The sequence below is a fragment of the Mesorhizobium jarvisii genome (genome assembly GCF_003601985.1).
Classification (GTDB): domain Bacteria; phylum Pseudomonadota; class Alphaproteobacteria; order Rhizobiales; family Rhizobiaceae; genus Mesorhizobium; species Mesorhizobium jarvisii.
The window spans coordinates 33,784-54,265 of sequence record NZ_QZXA01000013.1 but is presented as its reverse complement, the minus strand read 5'-3'; the positions used below and the strand labels follow the sequence as shown (position 1 = coordinate 54,265).

Below are 20,482 nucleotides of genomic sequence, written 5' to 3'. Positions count from 1 at the left end.
CCGCCCTCGTTCGGCGCGACCCGAGGATGACAGTGATGATACTCAGGCTGGAAAACGTCTCGAAGTCCTTCGGGGCCCTGAAGGTTACCGATGGCGTGACCGTCACGGTGCCGCGCGGCGAGGCGTTGGGCATCATCGGTCCGAACGGGGCGGGGAAGTCGACGCTCTTCAACCTGATCACCGGCAATCTGCTCGCCAATGAGGGACGCATCGAATTCCTCGGCCGCGACGTCACCCGCGCCCCAGCCATGGATCGGGTGCGCATGGGTGTCGGCCGCAGCTTCCAGATCCCGCAGCCCTTCGAGGGGCTGAGCGTGTTCGAGAACCTCCTGACCGCCGCCGCTTTCGGCCGGGGCGGCCGCGAGGCCGAAATGGTCGACGATTGCGCTGCTATCCTCGAAGAGACCGAACTTCTCCGGAAGGCCAATGTGCTCGCCGGATCGCTGAGCCTTCTCGACCGCAAGCGGCTGGAGCTCGCCCGCGCCCTGGCGACGGGACCCGAGCTGCTGCTTCTGGACGAGATCGCCGGCGGGCTGACCGAGGGCGAATGCAAGGCGCTGGTCGCGACGATCAAGGCGATCCACGCCAGGAGCACGACGATCATCTGGATCGAGCATGTGCTGCACGCTCTGAGATCGGTGGTCGAACGGCTTCTCGTGCTGGATTTCGGGCGCGTGATCGCAATCGGTGAGCCGGATCAGATCATCGCCTCGAAAGAGGTTCGCGAAATCTATCTGGGGCTCGAGGTCTGATGCTGCTGGAGACGCGCGACCTCACCGCGAATTACGGCCAGTTCCGGGCGCTGTTCGGTGTGAATATCACTGTCGCGGCGGGCGAATGCGTGGCGATCATCGGCGCCAACGGTGCCGGTAAATCCACGCTGATGCGTTCGATCACGGGCGTGATCCGCAACGAGGCCGCCATGGTTCTGCACCGGGGCGAGCCCATAGGCGCGCTGTCCTCGGCCGAGATCATGAAGCGCGGCATAGCCATGGTGCCGGAAGGGCGCCGGCTCTTTGCCTCGCTGAGCGTCGAGGAAAACCTGCTGATCGGCGGGCAGGCGCGCAAGGCGCCCGGGCCGTGGGGCCTGGAGGCGGTTTACGAGCTCTTCCCGATCCTGCGCGAGCGGCGCAAAAACCCCGGCACGGCGCTCTCGGGCGGCCAGCAGCAGATGGTCGCGATCGGCCGGGCGCTGATGTCCAATCCTGAATTGCTGCTCTGCGACGAGATCAGCCTCGGCCTCGCGCCCGTCGTCATCCGCGACATCTACGCAGCACTTCCCAAGATCCGTGAAGGCGGTGCCGCGATCGTGCTGGTCGAGCAGGATATCGGCAAGGCGCTGGCGGTGGCCGATCGCGTCTACTGCATGATGGAGGGCCGGGTGACGTTGGTCGCCAAGGCGGCCGAGGTCACGCGCGAAGAAATCCATTCCGCCTATTTCGGGGTGGCGGCATGACGAGGCAGCCCCGCATGCCCCGGCAATTTTCCCGCCGCCTGACGACGGGGGCGCGGCGATGATCTGGCTGGACACCCTCGTGCAGGGAATGCTGCTGGGCGGGCTCTATGCGCTGTTCGCAGCCGGACTGAGCCTCGTCTTCGGCATCATGCGGCTGGTGAACCTCGCCCATGGCGACCTGATCGTCTTTGCCGCCTATCTGGTGCTGATGGGCGTCACCTTGCTTGGCCTGTCGCCCTGGGTCGCTGCGGTCATCGCCATGCCGGTGATGTTTACGCTTGGCTGGCTGCTGCAGGCCGCCGTGCTGAACCGGGTGCTTGGCAAGGATATCCTGCCGCCACTCCTCGTCACGTTCGGCCTGTCGGTTGCCGTGCAGAATGGGCTGCTCGAGGCCTTTTCCGCCGACAGCCGGCGCATTCCGGCAGGCGCATTGGAGGGGGCATCGCTCGATCTCGGGCTGGTCACCTTGGGGGTCATGCCGCTGATGACCTTTGTGTCCGCGATCCTCGCCATCGTGGCCTTGAACGGGCTCTTCTATCACACCGCCCTCGGCCGTGCCTTCCGCGCCACCTCGGACGACGCCGTGACGGCGGGCCTGATGGGGATCGAGCCGAAGCGGGTGTTTGCCGTCGCCACCGGGATCGCGATGGTCGTGGTGACGCTGGCGGCGCTCTATCTCGGAATGCGGGCAAACTTCGATCCCTCGATAGGGCCGGCGCGACTGATCTATGCCTTCGAGGCGGTGATCATCGGCGGCCTCGGCAGCCTGTGGGGAACGCTTGCGGGCGGGATCATCATCGGCGTGGCCCAGACGGCCGGCGCGGCGGTGAATCCGGAATGGCAGATCCTGGTGGGCCACATCGCCTTTCTGGTCGTGATGCTGCTCAAGCCGCGGGGCCTGTTCCCGCGCGCAGTGGATTGAGGGCGGCATGTATCGGCTGACAACCCGCACCCGCGCCGGAACTGCCACGGAAATCGCCGTGTTCGTTCTCGTCCCGGCCGGGCTCGCCTTGCCCGCCGTGACCTCGCGCGGTGTCATACAGGACCTGTTCTTCATTCTCACCATGCTGACGCTGGCGCAGATCTGGAACCTGCTGGCGGGCTATGGCGGTCTCATCTCGGTGGGCCAGCAGGCCTTCGTCGGCATCGGCGCTTATGCGATGTTCGCTGGCGTGATCCTGCTGGGCTGGAACCCGGTTGCCGCGATCCTGCTGGGCGGCCTTGCGGCGCTGGCCCTGGCCGTTCCCACGGCCTTCTTCGCCTTCCGCCTGCAGGGCGCCTATTTCGCCATCGGCACCTGGGTGATCGCCGAGGTGACGCGGCTGCTGATCGCGCAATGGAAGGCGCTCGGCGGCGGCACCGGCACCTCGCTGCCGCGCGAGGCGACCAGCAACATCATGGGCACGGATGCGATCCAGGCGCTGTTCGGCGTGCGCGAGGCGGCCGCGCGCGACATTCTCGCCTATTGGCTGGCGCTGGCGCTGGTCGTGGTCGTCACCGGCTGCATCTACTGGCTGCTGCGCAGTCGCCTCGGGCTGGCGCTGGCAGCCGTACGCGACAATGTCGAGGCGGCCCAATCGGTCGGCGTCGATGTCGGGCGGCTCAAATGGGCGGTGTTTCTGATCGCCGCGGCCGCCACCGGACTGACCGGCGCGCTGATCTTCGTGCAGACGGCCCGCATCTCGCCGGAGGCGGCCTTCGCCGTCACCGACTGGACGGCCTACGTGATCTTCATCGTCGTCATCGGCGGCATCGGCACCATCGAGGGACCCATAGTCGGGGTGCTGGTCTTCTTTGCGCTGCGTTCGGCGCTGGCCGACTACGGCAGCTGGTACCTGATGACACTCGGCCTCGCCGCCATCGCGGTGATGCTGTTCGCACCGAAGGGGCTGTGGGGGCTGATATCAGCCCGCAGCGGCCTGCACCTGTTTCCGGTCCGCCGCAGGCTGGCCGGTCTGAAGATCGAGGGAGGAAATTGATGGCGGATATCGAAACCGACGTACTGGTCGTGGGCACGGGCCCGGCCGGCTCGGCCACGGCGGCACTTCTCGCCAGCTCCGGCGTGGCCAACATGGTCGTGAACCGCTACCGCTGGCTGTCGAATACGCCGCGTGCCCACATCACCAACCAGCGCACCATGGAGGTGCTGCGCGACCTCGGGCCGGAAGTCGAGGCCGAGGCTGTGATGCACGCCTCGCCGCAGGAACTGATGGGCGAGAACGTGTTCTGCGAAAGTCTGGCGGGCGAAGAGCTTGGCCGGATGAAGAGCTGGGGCACCGACCCGCTCTCCAAGGCTGAACATCTCCAGTCGTCGCCGTCCTTCATGAACGATCTGCCCCAGACCTTCATGGAACCGATCCTGTTCAAGACGGCGTGCGCGCGCGGCACGCAGGCGCGCATGAGCACCGAATATGTCAGCCACGTCCAGGATGCGGACGGCGTCACCACGACCTGCCGCGACAGGCTGTCGGGCAAGGACTTCACCGTGCGGTCGAAATTCCTCGTCGGTGCCGATGGCGGCAACTCGCTGGTGGCCGAGCATCTGGGCCTGCCGTTCGAGGGCAAGATGGGCGTCGGCGGGTCGATGAACATCCTGTTCCGGGCCGATCTTTCGAAATACGTCGCGCACCGGCCAAGCGTCCTCTACTGGGTCATGCAGCCCGGCGCCGATGTCGGCGGGATCGGCATGGGTCTCGTTCGCATGGTGCGGCCGTGGAACGAGTGGCTCATCGTCTGGGGCTACGACATCAACCAGCCGCCGCCCGATGTGACGCCGGAACTGGCCACTGAGGTCGCCCGCCAGCTGGTCGGAGATCCCGGGCTCGAGATCGAGCTCCTGGGCGCCAACACCTGGACCGTGAACAACTGCTTCGCCACGCACATGCAGAAGGGGCGAGTGTTCATCATGGGCGACGCCGCGCATCGGCATCCGCCCTCGAACGGGCTTGGCTCCAACACCTCGATCCAGGACGGGTTCAACCTCGCCTGGAAACTTGCCAAGGTCGTCAAGGGGCAGGCGGGGATCGGGCTGCTGGAAAGCTATTCGGCCGAGCGTGCGCCGATCGCGCGCCAGATCGTGACGCGCGCGAACCAGTCGATCGCCGAATTCGGTCCGATCTTCGAGGCGCTCGGCATGGATGGCGGCGTGGATCACGACAAGATCCAGAAGAACATGGAGGCCCGCGCCGACGCCACACAAGCCGCCGAAACGCAACGCGAGGCGCTGCGCAAGGCCATCGCCTTCAAGAAGTACGAGTTCGACGCCCATGGCGTCGAGATGAACCAGCGCTATGCGTCGGGCGCCGTCGCAAGCGACGGCCAGCGCGAGCCGGCCTTCGAGAAGGATCGCGAGCTCCACTATGCGCCCACGACCTGGCCGGGCGCGCGTCTGCCGCATGTCTGGGTGTTCGAGCGCTCGGGCCGGAAGATCTCGACGCTCGACCTTTGCGGACATGGCGAGTTCACGCTGTTGACCGGCATTGGCGGCGAGGCCTGGGTTGCCGCTGCCGACGCGGTGGGCGCGGAACTCGGTCTGCCGATCCGCACATATGTGATCGGCCCGCGCCGCGCGGTCGAGGACCATACCGGCGACTGGGCGCGCGCACGCGAAATCCGCGACGCGGGATGCCTGATTGTGCGTCCCGACCACCACATCGCCTGGCGCGCCGAAACGCTGGCGGCCGATCCGGCGGCGGAGCTGCGCCGCGTCTTCAAATCCGTTCTGGCGCGCTGAGGAGGATCCCATGACCGACGACCACGAACACGGCTATTTCACCGAAGCCAACTCGGCCGAAGTCGTCGTGGCGCGCAACAAGAACGCCAAGGACCAGCGGCTCGGGCAGGTCATGGAGGTCATCACCCGCAAGCTGCACGAGGCGGTGAAGGAGATCGAGCCGACGCAGGAGGAATGGTTCGAGGCGATCATGTTCCTGACGCGGACGGGCCAGATCTGCAACGAGTGGCGGCAGGAGTACATCCTTTTGTCGGATGTCCTCGGCGTCTCGATGCTGGTCGACGCGATCAACAACCGCAAGCCGTCGGGCGCCTCGGAATCCACCGTACTGGGGCCATTCCATGTCGCCGACGCGCCCGAACTGCCGATGGGCTCGAACATCTGCCTCGACCAGAAGGGCGAGCCGATGTTCGTGCATGGCCGCATCCTCGACACCGAGGGCAAGCCGATCGCGGGCGCCAAGATCGATGTCTGGCAGGCCAATGACGAAGGCTTCTACGACGTCCAGCAGAAGGGCATCCAGCCCGACTTCAACCTGCGCGGCGTCTTCCGCACCGGTGCGGATGGACGCTACTGGTTTCGCGGCGCAAAGCCCAAATACTACCCGATCCCGGATGACGGGCCGGTCGGCAAGCTGCTCGGCGCGCTGGGACGCCATCCCTACCGCCCGGCGCATCTCCACTACATCGTCGAGGGCGAGGGCTTTGAGGCGCTGACCACGCACATCTTCGATCCGGACGACCCGTATATCGATACGGACGCCGTCTTCGGCGTGAAGCAGAGCCTGCTCGCCGAATTCCGCAAGGTCGAGGATGCCGACGCCGCGGCGAAGGCCAAGGTTGCCGCGCCGTTCTACGACGTGGAATTCGATTTCGTGCTTTCGCGAAAGAAGAAGTGAACCGCCGCGCCGCGGGTGCCGCGAAGGCGCCCGCACGCAGGCCGGTATCGCACAAATGGGAGGAAACTGATGGCCGCACTTGAGAAGATGTTCGATGTCAGAGGCAAGTCGGTGATCGTCACCGGCGGCGCCAGCGGCATTGGCCAGGCCTATGCAGAGATCATGGCCGAGCATGGCGCGAAGGTCTGCATCTTCGACCTGAACCCCGCCGGGCTGGAGAAGACCGGCGCCGCGATCAGGGCTTCGGGCGGCGAGGTCTGGGGCCAGGTCGTCGATGTCGGCGACCGCGCGGCGATGGCTCGAGCCTTCGACAAGGTGGCCGAGAAGGCGGGTTCGATCGATGTCGTGTTCGCCAATGCCGGGATCGACGCCGGCCCGGGCTTCAACACCCCGACCGGCGAGAGGAACCCCGAGGGCGCCATCGAGAACCTTCCCGACGAGCACTGGGACAAGGTGATCGAGATCAATTTGACCTCGGTCTACACCACCATCAAGCATGCCGTGCGGCACATGAAGCCGAATGGCGGCGGCCAGATCATCGTCACATCGTCCATCGCCTCGCTGATCAACGAGAGCATCGTCGGCACCCCCTACATGCCGGCCAAGGCCGCGGTGAACCATCTCGTTCGCCACATGGCGATGGAACTCGGCGCCTACAACATCCGCATCAACGCCATCCTGCCCGGACCGTTCATCACCAACATCGCCGGCGGCAGGCTGCGCAACCCGGCGGACCGCAAGGCCTTCGAGGCCCAGTCGCTCGTCGGCCGCATCGGCGATCCGGAGGAGATCAAGGGTTTGGCGCTCTACCTGGCGTCGCCCGCCGCGTCCTACGTCACCGGCTCGCTGATCGTCATCGATGGCGGCTCGCTGCTGCGGATGACCTGAACAAGTTTTGAACTGACGCCGGTCTCGTCGAGGGGACGGGCCGGCTTAACCAAGGGAGGAAATGACCATGACCTACTACAACAAACTCGTGAAATCGGGCTTGCCCAGCCGCCGGACCGTGCTGAAGGGGCTTGGAGCTGGTGTTGCCGCCGCCAGTACGCTGGCCATGCCGCGCTATGCGCGCGCCGCGACGGCGGGCAAGATCAAGCTGGGTTATCTCAGCCCCACCACCGGTCCGCTCGCCCTCTTCGGCGAGACGGACGGCTACACCTTGCAGAAGATCCGCGCCCTGCTCGGCGGCCAGCTGCAATGCGCCAACGGCAATACCTACGAGATCGAGATCCTCGACCGCGACAGCCAGTCCAATCCGAACAAGGCATCGGAAATCGCCGGCAACCTCATCCTGAACGACGAGGTGCACCTGCTCGTTCCGGCCTCGACCACCGATACGATCCTGCCCGCGGCCGAACAGTCCGAACTCTATGAGACGCCCTGCATCTCCTCGGGCGCGCCCTGGCAAGCGGTGATCATGCCGCGCGGCGGCGGCAAGCAGACCTTCGACTGGACCTACCATTTCTTCTGGGGTCTCGACGAAGCGCTGAACACCTTTGTCGGGCTCTGGAACCATCTGGAGACCAACAAGAAGGTCGGGATGCTGTTTCCCCAGAACATCGACGGCGAGACCTGGGGGAATGACGAATACGGCCTGCCGGCACCAACCCGCAAGGCCGGCTACGAGGTCGTCGTGCCCGGCTACTTCCAGCCGCGCACCAATGACTTCTCCGCGCAGATATCCGAATTCAAGAAACAGGGCTGCGACATCATCGGCGGCATCACTTATCCGGACGATCTCAAGACCTTCGTCACCCAGTGCAACCAGCAGGGCTTCAAGCCGAAGGCGGTCACGGTGGCGGCAGCACTCTTGTTCCCGGGCGGTGTCGAGGCGATGGGTCCGCTCGGCAACGGCATGTCCTCCGAGGTCTGGTGGACGCCGGCCTTCCCGTTCAAGTCGTCGCTGACTGGCCAGGTCAGCAGCGACATCGCCAGCCAATGGGAAGCCGATTCGAAGCGGCAGTGGACGCAGCCTCTGGGCTATTCGCATGCCCTGCTCGAGGTCGCTCTGGACATACTAAAGCGCTCCTCCAATCCGCTCGACCGGACGGCCAACCGCGACGCGCTGGTCGCCACCGATCTGCAGACGCTGGTCGGCCATATCAAGTTCGACGGTTCGGCGCACAAGAACATCTGCAAGACGCCGATCTTCGGCGGCCAGTGGGTGAAGGGCGAGAAATGGCCCTACGACCTGAAGATCGTCGACAACACGGTCAATCAGCTCTTCGCGCCGCAACAGGCGATCAAGCCGATCGCCTGGTGACATGAGCAGGGACGCGGACGGATCGATGGATAGGGAAATCCTGCTGACGGCGCGCGGCGTGTCGAAGTCCTTCGGCGCCGTCCGCGTCCTGCATGAGGTGAGTTTCGACGTGCGTCGGGGCGAGGTGCTGGGCATCCTCGGCCCGAACGGGGCGGGCAAGACGACGCTGTTCAACATGATCAGCGGCGATTTGAAGGCGTCCGGCGGCGAGATCCAGCTCGGCGACACGGCGCTGCGCGGCGAGCCGCCCTTCCGTCGCTGCCGGATGGGGATCGGACGGACCTATCAGATCCCGCGTCCCTATTCCGGCATGACCACTTTCGAGAACCTGCTGGTCGCCGCCGCGTTCGGCGGCGGCCGGTCGGAGAAGCAAAGCTATGCCTTCTGCGCCCAGGTGCTGCGCGATTGCGAGCTTTCCGACAAGGCCAATGTCTCGGCCGGTGCCCTGACGCTGCTCGACCGCAAGCGGCTGGAACTGGCGCGCGCGCTGGCGTCGGATCCGAAGCTGCTGCTGCTGGACGAGATCGCGGGCGGGCTGACCGACGATGAATCGAAAGCGCTGGTGGCGCTGGTGCGCCGCATCCGCGACCGCGGCATCACCATCGTCTGGATCGAGCACGTGCTGCATGCGCTGCTGGCGGTGGCCGACCGGCTGTTGGTGCTGAACTTCGGCGAGAAGATCGCCGAAGGCGTGCCGGCCGAGGTGATCGCGCTGCCCGAGGTCCAGCGCGTCTATATGGGGATCGAGGCATGACGGCCGTTCTTTCCACCCACGGGCTCTTGGCCCGCTATGGCGATTTCCAGGCGCTCTACGGCATCGACATCGAGCTGCACCAGGGTGAGGCCGTGGCCCTGATCGGCGCCAACGGGGCAGGCAAGTCCACCCTCCTGCGTTCGATCATGGGCCTGCTCCCGGTCGGACGCGAGATGGTGCGGCTGCACGGCGACCCTGTCGGCGGCACCGCGACCGACCGCATGGTGCAGAAGGGCGTCGCCATCGTGCCGGAGGGCCGCCGCCTGTTCACCGGCATGTCGGTCGAGGACAATCTGCGCGTCGCCATCGACCAGGCCGCGCGCATGGGCGCCAAGGGCGGATGGACGCTGCCACGGCTGCACCAGCTCTTCCCGATCCTCAAGGAGAAGGCCCGCACGCAGGTGCAGAGCCTCTCGGGCGGGCAGCAGCAGATGGTGGCCATCGGCCGCGCGCTGCTGTGCCAGCCGCGCGTGCTGCTCTGCGACGAGATCAGCCTCGGCCTTGCACCCAAGGTGATCCGCGAGATCTATGCCGCTCTGCCTGAAATCCGTGCCACCGGCACGGCGATGATCGTGGTCGAACAGGATGTCGGCCTCGCCCGGAGCGCCTCGGATCGCCTCTACTGCATGCTGGAGGGGCGCGTGACCCTGACCGGCAGGTCGGCCGAAATCACGCGCGAGCAGATCGGCAAAGCCTATTTTGGAGCGGGCCATGGAGTGGTTTGACGCCTTGGTGCAGGGGATCCTGCTGGGCGGCATGTATGCCCAGTATGCGCTCGGCATGGCGCTGATGTTCGGCGTCATGCGCATCGTCAACATCAGCCATGGCGACCTGGTGATCCTGCTGTCGCTGATCGGCATCTCGATGGCCTCGGCCTGGGGTCTGGGACCGCTGCCTGTGCTGATCGTATTGGTGCCGCTCGCGGTGCTGATGGGCTGGGTGCTGCAGAAGGCCGTGCTGAACCGGGTTGTGGGCAGCGATCCGCTGCCTTCGCTGATCGCGACCTTCGGACTGTCGATCGCGCTGCAGAACCTGATGCTGCAAATCTGGTCCGCCAACAGCCGGTCGCTGCCCGGCCATGGGATCGAGAGCCAATCCATCGAGATCGGCGCCGTCTATATCGGCCTGCTGCCGCTGATCGTGCTGGCGGTCGCCACGGGTCTGACCTGGGGCCTCGATCTGACGTTGAAGCGCACGCGCTTCGGCCGGGCGCTGCGCGCCGCGTCGGCCGATGTCGAGGCGGCGGCGATGACCGGCATCAACCCGCGCGCCGTCTATGCGATGGCGACGGCGGCGGCGGTCGGCATCCTGGGCTTTGCAGCCGTCTTCCAGGCGCTGCGGTCGACCGTCGCGCCGGCCGATGGACCGGCGCAACTGATCTACGCGTTCGAGGCGGTGATCATCGGCGGCATGGGTACGGTTTGGGGCGCCTTCGTTGGCTCGATGGTCCTCGGCATCTCGCAGGCCATCGGCTTCCGCATCGATCCGGGTTTTGGCGTGCTCGCCGGACACATCGTCTTCCTGATCGTGCTGGCGACCCGCCCGCAGGGCCTGTTCGGAAAGGCATTGGCATGAGCGCGATCCCCTACACGGAAGCCGAGGCGCCCGAGGTGCTGGTGCAGCGCCAGACCCGGTCGGGCCGCCTCGCGATGACGCTGGCGGTGCTGGCGATGATCGCTGTCGCGGCCATGCCGTGGTGGGCCTCGACCGGTACGATCCGCTCGATCCTGGTGTTATGCTGCTACATCGCCGTCGCGCAGATGTGGAACCTGCTCGCCGGCTATGCCGGCCTTGTCTCGGTGGGCCAGCACGCCTTCATGGGCGCGGCCGGCTACGCGCTTTTCGTGTTGGCGCAGACCTACGGCATCAATCCGTTCGCGGCGGTCTTCCTGTCGCTGCTGGTGCCGGCGGCGCTGGCCGTGCCGATCTACCTTTTGCTTCATCGCCTGGACGGTCCGTATTTCTCGATCGGCACATGGGTGGTGGCCGAGGTCTTCCGGCTGACCGCCTCGAACCTGCCGCTGGTCAATTCCGGCGCGGGCATGTCGCTGCGCGTGATGAAGGATTATTCGGCCTTCGAGCGCAATGTCGCCATGTCACTGCTCTGCGCCGGCATGCTGCTGGTCACGCTGGGCGGCAGCTACTGGCTGCTTCGCTCGCGCTTCGGCCTTGCGCTGATCGCCATGCGCGACAATCCGGTTGCGGCTGCCAGCCAAGGCGTGAATGTCGCAAAGCTGCGCTTCCTCGTCTACGTCGCGTCGGCGGTCGGCTGCGGCCTTGCGGGCGCGATCTACTTCATGGCGCAGTTGCGGATCACGCCGGGTTCGGCCTTCGATCCGATGTGGGCGAATGTGGCGATCTTCATCGTCATGGTCGGCGGCATCGGCTCCATCGAGGGCGTTCTGATCGGATCCCTGATCTTCTTCATCGCTGACCGCTGGTTCGGTGAATACGGCGCAACCTATTTCGTCGTCCTCGGCCTGATGACGCTGCTGGTGGCGCTCTACGCCCGCACCGGCATCTGGGGCCTGATCTCGAAACGGTGGGATGCGCCATGGTTCCCGATCCGACGCAAGCTCGTCGATCCGGACCGCTGAGAGGGAGGGTTCTATGAAAGCAGCCATCTTCGATACGGTCGGCAGTCCGCTGCGCGTCGGCACGGTGCCGGACCCGACCCCGGCGCCCGACGAGGTCGTCCTGCGTGTCGCCGCTTGCGGCATCTGCGGCAGCGACTTGCACATCACCGAGGATCCAGCGCCTTTCGGCATCGGTGGAGGCTTCGTCCTCGGCCATGAATTCGCCGGCGACGTCGTCGCGCTGGGATCACGGGTGGCCGACCTTCGGATCGGTGACCGTGTCGCCGTCGTGCCGATGCGCGGCTGCGGGCACTGCCAGGCTTGCCGGCGCGGCGATCCAGGCCGCTGCCCCGACATGGTTCTGATTGGCGGCGGCTATGCGCAATACGCGGCCGTCGCCGCGCGCCAATGCCATGTCCTGCACGAAGAGGCGGCGATAGAGGATGGCGCGCTGGCCGAGCCGCTCTCGGTCGCGCTGCATTGCATCGTGCGCTCGGGCATGAAGCCGGGAGACCGGGTCGCGATCCTGGGCGCCGGACCAATCGGCCTGCTCGTCGCCTTCTGGGCGCGGCGGATGGGGGCGTCGTGCGTGGTCGTGGCCGATATCCACAGCCATCAGCGGGACCGCGCGCTGGCGCTTGGCGCGACCGGTTTCGCGCTATCGGGCAACAAGCTGGCCGCGAACCTTGCCGATCTCTGCGGCGGCGCGCCCGATATCGTCTTCGAATGCGTCGGCAAGCGCGGCCTCATCGACGCGGCGGTCAAGGCCGTCCGGCTGCAGGGCACGGTGGTCGGCGTCGGCCTGTGCATCGGCGGCGACGAATGGGACCCGTTCGTCGCGCTGACCAAAGAAGTGAACCTGCTGTTTTCGGTCTTCTTCCATCAGCGCAACGAGTTCGGCGTCGCCCTCGATGCGCTGCGCGGCGGACCTTTCGCGCCGCAGGCGCTGATCACCGACCGGATCGATCTGTCGCCGGTTCCGCAGGTCTTCGAGAGCCTTCGCCGCCGCACGACGCAGTGCAAAGTGCTGATCCAGCCCGACCTTGTCTGAGGAGGAATAGAATGACCGTCCAGTTCGAAACGCTCGAATACGATGTCGGCGGCGTAAAGACGGTGGTGAAGGCCATCGGCAAGGGCAAGCCCGTGCTGTTCCTGCACGGCGCCTCGACGCTGGAAGGTTTCGACTTTGCAGCAGGTCTCGCCGACCGTTTCCGCGTTCTGTGCCCCAGCCATCCGGGCTTCGGCTTTTCGGGTGCCGCGCCGCATGTGGCTGGCATGTCCGACATGGTTCTGCATTATCTGAACCTGCTCGATGCCCTGGACCTGCCGGAGAAGCCTCATCTCATCGGCTTTTCCATGGGTGGCTGGATGGCGACCGAGCTGGCTGGCCTTGCCCGCGAGCGTTTCGACAAGGTGGTGCTGGTCGCGCCGGCCGGGCTCAACGATCCCGCGCATCCGGCGACGGATTTGGGCGCGGTGGCGCCGCAGGAGCTGCCGGCCTTTCTGGCGCATGACGTCTCGGTGGCGTTGCGCTATTTCCCCGACGGCTCGGACCCGGCCTTTGCGGAGGCCTTCGGCGCCGATCGCGCCCGTGAGGGCGAGACGCTGGGTCGCCTGCTGGCGCCATTCGGCATGGGCCACCCGAATCTGCGCCGTTTCCTGGCGCGCATCACCAATCCGGCGCTGGTCGTCTGGGGCACCAGGGACCGTCTTCTGCCCGCCGGCCAGGCGCCACTCTTCGTCGAGGCGCTCCCGGATGCACGCCTGATCCTGGTCGAGGATGCCGGCCATTTCGTCATGCAGGAAAAACCCGAAACGCTGAGCAAGATCGGCGACTTCCTCGCCGGCTGATCACATTTCAAACAAGGAGGAGAAAACGATGAACAAACCCATCAAGCATGGCTCTTGGGGAACGACCGTCGACCATCGCGACCTGCTGAAGAAGATCGCGGAGATCGGGCCGATCCTGGAAGCCAATGCCGCCGCCGACGAGGAGAGCGGCGAACTGACCCAGGCTAGTTTCGAGGCGCTGAAGCCGCTGCGCATGTCGCATATCTTCGCCGCCGAAAGCCTTGGCGGCGCGCAGTTGCCACCCACGCAGGGCCTTGAACTGATCGAGGCGATCACCTGGCATTCGGGTGCGGCGGGCTGGGTTTCGATGGTGCATTGCTGCATCGGCGCGATGTCGGCGGCCTTCCTGCCTGACAGTGCGGTCGCGCGGCTTTTCGCGCCGGGCACCGACAACCGCTTCTCGGGGCAGGGCGCGCCGCTGGGCATGCTGAAGAAGGTCGACGGCGGCTACCGGCTGAACGGCAAGTGGAGCTATGGCAGCGGATTCAGCCACGCCACCTACAGCCACAGCGCCGCCTTCGTCGACGACGGCTCCGGCAAGCCCGCCAAGGATGAGAACGGCAATGTCATCGTCATGTGCGCCCATGCGCCGATCTCCGAGCACAAGCAGCTCGGCAATTGGGACGTGCTGGGCCTTGGCGGCACCGGTAGCATCGACTACGCGGCCGAGGACGTCTTCATCGCCGATGATCTCGTCTTCCCGATCCTGACCGCGCCGCCGCTGCGCCAGAAGGAGTTCTTCAGCCTCGGTGTCGTGGGCCTCGCCGCCATCGGCCATACCGGCTGGGCGCTGGGTGCCGGCCGGCGGATGCTGGACGAGATCGCCAAGTTCGCCCGCTCGAAGTCGGGCCGCGCCGGGCTGATCGGCGAGAGCGAGAAGTTCTGGCACGACTACGGCCGCGCCGAGGCTCGCTATCGTGCCGCCCGCGCCTTTGTCTTCGAAACCTGGCGCGACGTCGAGGCGACGGTCGAGGCAGGCAACAGGATGTCGACGCGACAGATCAGCCTTGTCCATCTGGCCAAGTCCGAGATTCACGAAGTCGGCGTCGATATCTGCAACTTCGCCTACCGCGCGGGCGGCGGCGCGTCGCTGCGCGCCGGCGTGATCCAGCGCACCTTCCGCGAGATGATGGTGGCGGCCAACCACTTCACGATCGCGCCGTCGATCGTCACCTCGGCCGGCCGCGATATCGGCGGCATGTGGAGCGACCGCGTCTGGCAGTTCTACGACCTGATCGAGAAGAAGTAGTCCGAAGGGCCGGGCGGGGGACGCCGCCCGGCCTCCTTTTCAAAGTGGAGCTGAGATACGTCGATGAGCTTGCCGCATCCGATGACCAACGCCTTCCGCGAAGCCTTTCGCCGCCATCCGGCGGGTGTCGCCGTGATCACGGCCGACCCCGGCGACAGGCCGGTGGCGATGACCGTGTCCTCGCTGATCTCGGTGAGTGCGGCGCCGCCGGTCGTCGCCTTCTCGCTTTCGATGAAATCGACCTCGTCCGAGCCCCTGCTGCGGGCCGAGACCATGGTGATCCACCTGCTCCGCTTCACCGATATCGACCTGGCGCAACTCTGCGCATCGAGCGGCGCGGAACGCTTTCCGCCCGGGGGCGCCTGGGCACGGCTGCCGACGGGCGAGCCGCGCTATACCGGCGTTTCGACTTGGTTCCGCGCGCGCCGGCTCGGCCTGCTGCCGATCGAGGGCGCGACGCTGGTCGCGGCGGAGCTGCTGGAAGGCGACGTACAGCCGGACGAGGTCCCTCCGGAGGCGCATTCGCTGGTCTATCTCGACCGTCGCTGGCATCGCCTGCACAAGGAACTGGACGGCGTGGCCGAGCTGCTTGATTCGTCACGTTTTCTTTGAGCCCGCCCCTAGGCGAGGCAGGCTCAAAATATCGCGCGACGCTGCGGCGAGAGGCCATCGCGCCGCCGGAAGGGGCTGCCATCTGCCGCGGGTGATCCCTGCGCTAGTTTGGGTTCCCCAAGCCGTTTGCTTTGCGCCACGCCTCGTACTCTCCGCGCGCGTCGTCATGCAGCGGATAATAGCGTTGCAACGGGGCGCCCTGCATAAGCTTCTCTCGCGAGAACTCTTCCCAATCGTGATGTGTCTTTGCTTCTTCGATGACCTTTGCGGCCATGGCGACGGGAACCACCACGACGCCGTCATCGTCGGCAACGATGATGTCGCCGGGGATCACCGTGACACCGCCGCAGGCAATCGGAACGTTGACGGCATTGGGGTAAATGCTGGTCTGAACATGATAGTTGGGCGTCCAGCCGCGCAGCCAAAGCGGCAGGTCGAGCTTCTCGACATTGGGCCTGTCGCGCATGCATCCGTCGATGACGATGCCCGCGCCGCCTCTGCCCTTGAAGTAGGTCGACATCATGTCGCCGAAGACACCCGAGCTCATATCGCCGCGCGCGTCGACCACGACCACGTCGCCTTCCTGGGCATGATAAAGCACGTGCCGGTGCAGTTGCGTCTCCGGGTCGGCATATTCGCCCTCGTTGAAGAGATCCGGCCGCTGCGGCAGGAATTGCAGCGTCAGCGCCGGCCCGACGATCGACTTGCCGTGGTTCTGCGCCACCGGACCGACCATGTGGGGATTGCGGAAGCCCATATGGCCGAGCGTGCCCGCAACGGTCGCGGCACCGATCTCCCTCAATCCCTCGATCAGGTCCTTGGGCGGCCGAATGATGTCGGAGGTATGCGTCATGGTGGACTCCGGTTGAAATTGAACTACCAGTTGGTGACAGAACCGTCGCGGCGCTTGAGGTGGGGTGCCTCCCAGAAACGGAAACTCTGCGCCTGGATCGCCGCCTCGTTGACCTCGACGCCGAGCCCCGGCAGATCGCCGACCGGATAGGCGGGGCCGTCGAGTTGTGGTTGCACGGGGAAGAACTCGGAACTGTCGAAGCCCAGCTTCCTTTCGGGCACCCTGGTCTCGAGCCAGGCGAAATTGGGGACCGCGGCGGCGAGATGCACGGTCGCGGCCGTGCACACTGGGCCCAGCGGATTGTGCGGCATCAGGTCGACATAGTGCGCCTCGCTCCAGCCGGCGACCTTCATCGCTTCGGTGAGCCCGCCGACATTGCAGACGTCGAGCCGGTTGAACTGATGGATGCCGCGCTCGATGTAGGGCAGGAACTGCCACTTGCTGGCAAATTCCTCGCCGATGGCGAACGGGATGTCGGTCATCGTGCGCAGGGATTCGTAGGCTTCCGGGGTTTCGTCGCGTATCGGCTCCTCGAGGAAATCGAGCACGCCGCAGCCGAGCTTGTTGCAGAAGCTCGCCGCCTCGGCCACGGACAGCCGATGATGATAGTCGATGCCGAGGACGACCTCGTCGCCCAGCGCCTCGCGGGCCTTGTTCAGCATCCGGGCGGTCACGCCGATCGACTCGCGCGGCTCGAAAATGTCCTTGCTGCTTTGCCCGGCGGGGAAGAAGCGGATCGCCTGCCAGCCCTGCTTGTACAGCTCGCGGGCCCGTTCGATGGCGACATCGCCCTCGGCCTCGTCACCGGTCGAAGCGAAGGTGGGGATGCGGTCACGCTGCTTGCCGCCGAGCAGTTCGTAGACCGGCACCCCCAGCGCCTTGCCCTTGATGTCATGAAGCGCGATGTCGATGGCGGAAATCGCCGCCTGCAGAACGCGCCCGCCTTCAAAATACTGGCTGCGATAGGCCTCTTGCCAGATCCGGCCGATCTGCAGGGGATCGCGGCCGATGAGGAATTCGCGATAGTGCTCGACCGCGCCGGTCACGGCCCTTTCGCGGCCGCTCAAGCCGCTCTCGCCCCAGCCGAATATGCCCTGGTCGGTCTCGACCTTCACCAGCATCTGGTTGCGCGTTCCCACCCACACCGGGTAGGGCTTGATCGCCGTGATCTTGAGCTTCGTCGTCATCCACGCCCACGTCCCAATCGCATCCGCCCTGTCTCAGGCGGCCTCGAGTGCCATTTCAGTTTCGCCGTCGAACAGGTGCATCCGCTCCTGGTCGAACTCGAGCCAGATCTGCTCGTCAGGTTTGACGGCAATGTTGGGGGATACGCTGATGTTGACGATGGCGCCGGAGAGGAGCGCCTGCACGAAGGTGACGTCTCCGGTTGGTTCCACCGTATAGGCCTTGGCCGGGATGGCGCCGGGGACCGCGCTTTTGTGGAGTTTGATCGTCGAGTGTCGCGCACCGAGCACGACCTTCCTGGTGGTCGCGCTCTGGGCCTTGCGCGCGTTGCGTTGCGACAGCTGGAGGCTCCAGCCTTCGGCGCTCTTCAGGACGGTGTCGCCGTTTGCCGTCGATGCCTCCAGCGGAATAAGGCTCATCGCCGGGCTGCCGACGAAGCTGGCGACGAACATGTTGGCGGGATGCGCGAAAACCTGCGCCGGCGAATCATATTGCTGCAGAAAGCCGCCGTTCATCACAGCCATCCTGTCCGCCATGGTCACGGCTTCGAGCTGGTCGTGCGTCACATAGACGATCGTCGCCTTGAGGTCCTGATGGAATCGCTTGATTTCGGAGCGCATCTGGACGCGCAGCTTGGCGTCGAGATTGGACAGCGGTTCGTCCATCAGGAACACCGCGGGGTCTCGAACAAGCGCGCGGCCAAGCGCCACGCGCTGCTGTTGACCGCCCGAAAGTTCGCGCGGCTTGCGCTCGAGCAACTGCGTCATGTCGAGCACACGCGCCGCTTCGCGGACCTTCTTGTCGATCTCGGCCTTGGGCAGCTTGCGCATCTGCAGCGGGAAGGCGAGGTTCATATAGACCGACTTTTGCGGATAGAGCGCGTAGTTCTGGAACACCATTGCGATGTCCCGGTCCTTGGGGTCGAGATCGTTGACCACCTGGTCGCCGATGACGATGTCGCCCGACGTGATCGGGATCAGCCCGGCAATGAGATTGAGCGTTGTCGTCTTGCCGCAGCCCGAGGGGCCGACGAGCGCGACGAACTCACCATCATTGACCGTCAGCGAGACCTCGTTGACGGCTTTGAAGCTGCCATAGGTCTTGACGAGATCTTTGAGGACCACATGGGCCATCGGCAACTCCCTAATGCTTGACCGCGCCTTCTGTAAGGGCGCGTACGAAGTATCGTTGCAGGACGAGGAACAGCACCACGACGGGCACGCTCATGATGAAACTGGCCGCCATCAGGCCCGGAAAGTCCGTCGTGTTTTCCGAGAAGAAGCGCTGGATGCCGACCGGCAGTGTCAGCTGTTCGTTCTTGGAGAGGAAGGTGTAGGCGTAGATGTACTCGTTCCACGCACCGATGAAGGAATAGATCGCCGTGGCGATGATGCCCGGCGTCGACAGCGGCATCACGATCAGGATGAAGGCCTGGAACCGCGTTGCGCCATCGATTCGCGCCGCCTGCTCGAGTTGCACCGGGATGTTGTCGTAGAAGCCCTTGAGCAGCCAGATCGCCAGCGGCAGGCCGAAGGTGAGGTAGGTGAGAACGAGCGAGCCATGCGTGTTCACCAGCCCGATCGCGCGCATCAGGATGAAGAGCGGCACGAGAAAGATCACCGCCGGGAACATGTTGCGCAGCAGGACGGTGAAGAACAGGAAGTTCCGGCCCGGGAAGGTGAAGCGCGAAAACGCGTAGGCCGCCGGAACCGCCACGATCACCGAGAGGACAGTCGTGGCGGTGGAGACGAAAAGGCTGTTCCAGAAGAAGCGGAGGAAGTCCTGGCCGACGCTGTTCTGCGGATCGAGCAGCTTCTGGTAGCTGGCAAGGGTCGGCTGGTCAGGCCACCATTGCGGCGGGAATTGCATCGCGGCAAAGCCCGACTTGATCGAGGTGAGCAGCATCCAGACCATCGGCAACGCGGTGTAAAGCAGCATGAACACGAGGAAGATGCGTCCGCCCCACCGCCATCCGTCGAAGCGCAGGCGGCGACGGGCCTGGCCTCGAGCGGCTGTCTCGGCGATCGTGCTCATGCGCTGCCATCCTTCCTGTCGTTGCCGCTTAGCGCGCGGACGTAGAAGTAGCCGAACGTCATCAGGATGATGAACAGCAGCACCGAGTAGGCCGACGCCACCCCCCAGCGCTGCCGGCCGAAGGCGAGTTCATAGATGTGGGTGATCCAGATATGCGATGCGTTCGACGGACCGCCGCCGGTCATGATCCAGGGGATGATGAAGGAATTGAAGTTGGCGACCGCCAGCAGCAGGATCGTCACGGTCGAGACGTTTCTCAAATGCGGGAAGGTGACGTGCCAGAAGCGCTGCCACGCATTGGCCCCGTCGACTTTGGCGGCGCGCAGCAACTGGTCGGGGACCGTCTGCAGGCCGGCCATCATCATGATCATGGCAAACGGAAATTCGCGCCAGATGTTGACGACGATAAGGGAGGGCAGCACCGTCGAGACGCTGTCGATGAAATTCGGCGGCCGGTCGGCCAGTCCGAGGCCGACCAGCACCGCGCCGATGATGCCAAAGTCCGAGTGGTAGATCCACTTCCAGATATAGGAGGCGGCGACCGCGCTGATGACCCAGGGAATGATCAGGATGGCGCGCAGCACACCACGGCCGAAAAAGTCACGGTGGAGCGCCAGCGCGGCGGCAAACCCCAGGACGAAGGAGATGCCGGTGGACCCCACCGTCCAGATCAGCGTGTTCCAGGTGACCTTCCAGAACACCGCACTGGTGAGGATGGCGGTGTAATTGTTGAAGCCGACGAAGGTCTTGTCGCGGAGCTGCAGGCCAGGCGGCGTATTAAAGAACGACAGCTCGATGGTGTAGTAGATCGGATAGGCGATGACGACGAGCATCACGGCGATCGCGGGCAGCACGTACGCATAGTCAGCGCGATGCTCCCAGATCTTGCGCAGCACACCGGATTTACCGGGTTGCAATCTTCGGCGAGCCTCGGTCTTGCCGGTCACGATCGTCACTTTGGCGTGCCCTTGTTCGTCGGAACGAACCGGCTGACCCTTGGGGCAGCCGGTCAGGATCG

21 protein-coding genes are annotated in these 20,482 nt (G+C 65.3%); 16 read left to right on the top strand and 5 right to left on the bottom strand.

Annotated features, from left to right (window positions below):
* The first annotated feature begins 35 nt into the window (after positions 1-35).
* The 16 genes from D3242_RS27775 to D3242_RS27700 all read left to right on the top strand — a co-directional run bounded on the left by D3242_RS27775 (position 36) and on the right by D3242_RS27700 (position 15,392).
* The gene (locus D3242_RS27775) at positions 36-752 is read left to right on the top strand and encodes an ABC transporter ATP-binding protein (RefSeq protein WP_064986005.1); all 717 of its coding nucleotides are present in this window, start codon (positions 36-38) and stop codon (positions 750-752) included.
* On the top strand, positions 749-1,456 hold the full coding sequence (locus D3242_RS27770; RefSeq protein ID WP_064986003.1) for an ABC transporter ATP-binding protein: 708 nt from the start codon (positions 749-751) through the stop codon (positions 1,454-1,456). The genes D3242_RS27775 and D3242_RS27770 overlap by 4 nt, the downstream gene beginning before the upstream one ends.
* 58 nt (positions 1,457-1,514) lie before the next feature.
* Positions 1,515-2,378 (top strand): branched-chain amino acid ABC transporter permease, encoded by an 864-nt coding sequence (locus D3242_RS27765; RefSeq protein WP_064986002.1) that lies wholly within the window; start codon positions 1,515-1,517, stop codon positions 2,376-2,378.
* A 7-nt stretch (positions 2,379-2,385) separates the two neighbouring features.
* A complete protein-coding gene (locus D3242_RS27760) occupies positions 2,386-3,435 on the top strand; it encodes a branched-chain amino acid ABC transporter permease (protein WP_064986000.1) in 1,050 nt (349 codons plus the stop codon).
* Positions 3,435-5,189 carry an FAD-dependent oxidoreductase gene (locus tag D3242_RS27755; protein WP_064985999.1) on the top strand — a complete coding sequence of 585 codons (1,755 nt, stop codon included), beginning with the start codon at positions 3,435-3,437 and terminating at the stop codon, positions 5,187-5,189. Before D3242_RS27760 ends, D3242_RS27755 begins: the two co-directional genes overlap by 1 nt.
* 10 nt (positions 5,190-5,199) lie before the next feature.
* Complete coding sequence (locus D3242_RS27750; protein ID WP_064985997.1) at positions 5,200-6,087, top strand: intradiol ring-cleavage dioxygenase; 888 nt, start codon at positions 5,200-5,202, stop codon at positions 6,085-6,087.
* Between the two features lie 69 nt (positions 6,088-6,156).
* Positions 6,157-6,975 (top strand): SDR family NAD(P)-dependent oxidoreductase, encoded by an 819-nt coding sequence (locus tag D3242_RS27745; protein ID WP_064985995.1) that lies wholly within the window; start codon positions 6,157-6,159, stop codon positions 6,973-6,975.
* A gap of 67 nt (positions 6,976-7,042) precedes the next feature.
* Entirely contained in the window at positions 7,043-8,350 is a 1,308-nt protein-coding gene (locus D3242_RS27740) for an ABC transporter substrate-binding protein (protein WP_019859755.1), read from the top strand.
* Between the two features lie 25 nt (positions 8,351-8,375).
* The gene (locus D3242_RS27735) at positions 8,376-9,104 is read left to right on the top strand and encodes an ABC transporter ATP-binding protein (protein ID WP_064986115.1); all 729 of its coding nucleotides are present in this window, start codon (positions 8,376-8,378) and stop codon (positions 9,102-9,104) included.
* Entirely contained in the window at positions 9,101-9,829 is a 729-nt protein-coding gene (locus D3242_RS27730; RefSeq protein WP_019859752.1) for an ABC transporter ATP-binding protein, read from the top strand. The genes D3242_RS27735 and D3242_RS27730 overlap by 4 nt, the downstream gene beginning before the upstream one ends.
* Complete coding sequence (locus D3242_RS27725) at positions 9,816-10,679, top strand: branched-chain amino acid ABC transporter permease (RefSeq protein WP_064985993.1); 864 nt, start codon at positions 9,816-9,818, stop codon at positions 10,677-10,679. Before D3242_RS27730 ends, D3242_RS27725 begins: the two co-directional genes overlap by 14 nt.
* Positions 10,676-11,701: a branched-chain amino acid ABC transporter permease gene (locus tag D3242_RS27720; RefSeq protein ID WP_064985991.1), complete on the top strand. Its 1,026-nt coding sequence runs from the start codon at positions 10,676-10,678 to the stop codon at positions 11,699-11,701. Before D3242_RS27725 ends, D3242_RS27720 begins: the two co-directional genes overlap by 4 nt.
* Positions 11,702-11,714: 13 nt before the next feature.
* Positions 11,715-12,731 carry a zinc-dependent alcohol dehydrogenase gene (locus D3242_RS27715; RefSeq protein ID WP_064985989.1) on the top strand — a complete coding sequence of 339 codons (1,017 nt, stop codon included), beginning with the start codon at positions 11,715-11,717 and terminating at the stop codon, positions 12,729-12,731.
* Between the two features lie 11 nt (positions 12,732-12,742).
* Entirely contained in the window at positions 12,743-13,531 is a 789-nt protein-coding gene (locus tag D3242_RS27710) for an alpha/beta fold hydrolase (protein ID WP_064985987.1), read from the top strand.
* Between the two features lie 28 nt (positions 13,532-13,559).
* Positions 13,560-14,780: an acyl-CoA dehydrogenase family protein gene (locus D3242_RS27705; RefSeq protein WP_064985985.1), complete on the top strand. Its 1,221-nt coding sequence runs from the start codon at positions 13,560-13,562 to the stop codon at positions 14,778-14,780.
* A gap of 63 nt (positions 14,781-14,843) precedes the next feature.
* Positions 14,844-15,392 carry a flavin reductase family protein gene (locus tag D3242_RS27700; protein WP_019859745.1) on the top strand — a complete coding sequence of 183 codons (549 nt, stop codon included), beginning with the start codon at positions 14,844-14,846 and terminating at the stop codon, positions 15,390-15,392.
* 103 nt (positions 15,393-15,495) lie between these two features.
* Here D3242_RS27700 and D3242_RS27695 read toward each other — a convergent pair whose 3' ends face one another.
* From D3242_RS27695 to D3242_RS27675, 5 genes are read right to left on the bottom strand one after another with little or no spacing between them, the layout of a single operon-like run.
* Entirely contained in the window at positions 15,496-16,245 is a 750-nt protein-coding gene (locus D3242_RS27695; RefSeq protein WP_019859744.1) for a ribonuclease activity regulator RraA, read from the bottom strand.
* Positions 16,246-16,268: 23 nt separating this feature from the next.
* The gene (locus D3242_RS27690) at positions 16,269-17,432 is read right to left on the bottom strand and encodes a mandelate racemase/muconate lactonizing enzyme family protein (RefSeq protein ID WP_064985983.1); all 1,164 of its coding nucleotides are present in this window, start codon (positions 17,430-17,432) and stop codon (positions 16,269-16,271) included.
* Between the two features lie 33 nt (positions 17,433-17,465).
* Complete coding sequence (locus tag D3242_RS27685; RefSeq protein WP_038648582.1) at positions 17,466-18,563, bottom strand: ABC transporter ATP-binding protein; 1,098 nt, start codon at positions 18,561-18,563, stop codon at positions 17,466-17,468.
* A gap of 10 nt (positions 18,564-18,573) precedes the next feature.
* The gene (locus D3242_RS27680) at positions 18,574-19,464 is read right to left on the bottom strand and encodes a carbohydrate ABC transporter permease (protein WP_019859740.1); all 891 of its coding nucleotides are present in this window, start codon (positions 19,462-19,464) and stop codon (positions 18,574-18,576) included.
* A complete protein-coding gene (locus D3242_RS27675; RefSeq protein WP_019859738.1) occupies positions 19,461-20,420 on the bottom strand; it encodes a carbohydrate ABC transporter permease in 960 nt (319 codons plus the stop codon). Before D3242_RS27675 ends, D3242_RS27680 begins: the two co-directional genes overlap by 4 nt.
* Positions 20,421-20,482: the final 62 nt, after the last annotated feature.

Bases quoted from the DNA above. Each gene is read 5' to 3' on its own strand.
- D3242_RS27775 (WP_064986005.1), top strand. From the start codon at position 36: ATGATACTCAGGCTGGAAAACGTCTCGAAGTCCTTCGGGGCCCTGAAG.
- D3242_RS27765 (WP_064986002.1), top strand. From the start codon at position 1,515: ATGATCTGGCTGGACACCCTCGTGCAGGGAATGCTGCTGGGCGGGCTC.
- D3242_RS27760 (WP_064986000.1), top strand. From the start codon at position 2,386: ATGTATCGGCTGACAACCCGCACCCGCGCCGGAACTGCCACGGAAATC.
- D3242_RS27755 (WP_064985999.1), top strand. From the start codon at position 3,435: ATGGCGGATATCGAAACCGACGTACTGGTCGTGGGCACGGGCCCGGCC.
- D3242_RS27750 (WP_064985997.1), top strand. From the start codon at position 5,200: ATGACCGACGACCACGAACACGGCTATTTCACCGAAGCCAACTCGGCC.
- D3242_RS27745 (WP_064985995.1), top strand. From the start codon at position 6,157: ATGGCCGCACTTGAGAAGATGTTCGATGTCAGAGGCAAGTCGGTGATC.
- D3242_RS27740 (WP_019859755.1), top strand. From the start codon at position 7,043: ATGACCTACTACAACAAACTCGTGAAATCGGGCTTGCCCAGCCGCCGG.
- D3242_RS27735 (WP_064986115.1), top strand. From the start codon at position 8,376: ATGGATAGGGAAATCCTGCTGACGGCGCGCGGCGTGTCGAAGTCCTTC.
- D3242_RS27730 (WP_019859752.1), top strand. From the start codon at position 9,101: ATGACGGCCGTTCTTTCCACCCACGGGCTCTTGGCCCGCTATGGCGAT.
- D3242_RS27725 (WP_064985993.1), top strand. From the start codon at position 9,816: ATGGAGTGGTTTGACGCCTTGGTGCAGGGGATCCTGCTGGGCGGCATG.
- D3242_RS27720 (WP_064985991.1), top strand. From the start codon at position 10,676: ATGAGCGCGATCCCCTACACGGAAGCCGAGGCGCCCGAGGTGCTGGTG.
- D3242_RS27715 (WP_064985989.1), top strand. From the start codon at position 11,715: ATGAAAGCAGCCATCTTCGATACGGTCGGCAGTCCGCTGCGCGTCGGC.
- D3242_RS27710 (WP_064985987.1), top strand. From the start codon at position 12,743: ATGACCGTCCAGTTCGAAACGCTCGAATACGATGTCGGCGGCGTAAAG.
- D3242_RS27705 (WP_064985985.1), top strand. From the start codon at position 13,560: ATGAACAAACCCATCAAGCATGGCTCTTGGGGAACGACCGTCGACCAT.
- D3242_RS27700 (WP_019859745.1), top strand. From the start codon at position 14,844: ATGAGCTTGCCGCATCCGATGACCAACGCCTTCCGCGAAGCCTTTCGC.
- D3242_RS27695 (WP_019859744.1), bottom strand. From the start codon at position 16,245: ATGACGCATACCTCCGACATCATTCGGCCGCCCAAGGACCTGATCGAG.
- D3242_RS27690 (WP_064985983.1), bottom strand. From the start codon at position 17,432: ATGACGACGAAGCTCAAGATCACGGCGATCAAGCCCTACCCGGTGTGG.
- D3242_RS27685 (WP_038648582.1), bottom strand. From the start codon at position 18,563: ATGGCCCATGTGGTCCTCAAAGATCTCGTCAAGACCTATGGCAGCTTC.
- D3242_RS27680 (WP_019859740.1), bottom strand. From the start codon at position 19,464: ATGAGCACGATCGCCGAGACAGCCGCTCGAGGCCAGGCCCGTCGCCGC.